A 360-nucleotide genomic window follows, 5' to 3' on the forward strand; every position below is an offset into this window, starting at 1 on the left:
ACGACATGGCGCGCAACATCGTGAAAGCGGTTGAGCGCTGTGATCTGAAAGTCGATCAGCTGATATTCTCTGGTCTGGCTGCCAGTTATGCTGTTCTGACACCGGACGAGCGCGAGCTCGGCGTGTGTGTCGTGGACATCGGTGGCGGTACAATGGATATCGCGGTCTGGACCGGTGGCGCACTGCGCCATGCTGCCGTCATCTCGTATGCCGGCAATGTGGTGACCAGCGATATTGCTTATGCCTTTGGTACACCGCTCGGTGATGCGGAAGAAATAAAGGTCAAATACGGTTGTGCACTGAGTGAAATGGTCAGCAAAGATGCGAAGGTCGATGTACCGAGCGTCGGCGGACGGCCTT

The 360-nt window shown here is 56.1% G+C and carries 1 protein-coding gene; it reads left to right on the forward strand.

Annotated features, from left to right (window positions below; translation table 11 throughout):
• On the forward strand, nucleotides 1-360 hold a 360-nt coding region (locus ABT58_RS23150; RefSeq protein ID WP_047876777.1), incomplete at both ends, for a cell division FtsA domain-containing protein.

Origin of the sequence: Photobacterium aphoticum, from assembly GCF_001029435.1 — a bacterium.
Lineage (GTDB): Bacteria > Pseudomonadota > Gammaproteobacteria > Enterobacterales > Vibrionaceae > Photobacterium > Photobacterium aphoticum.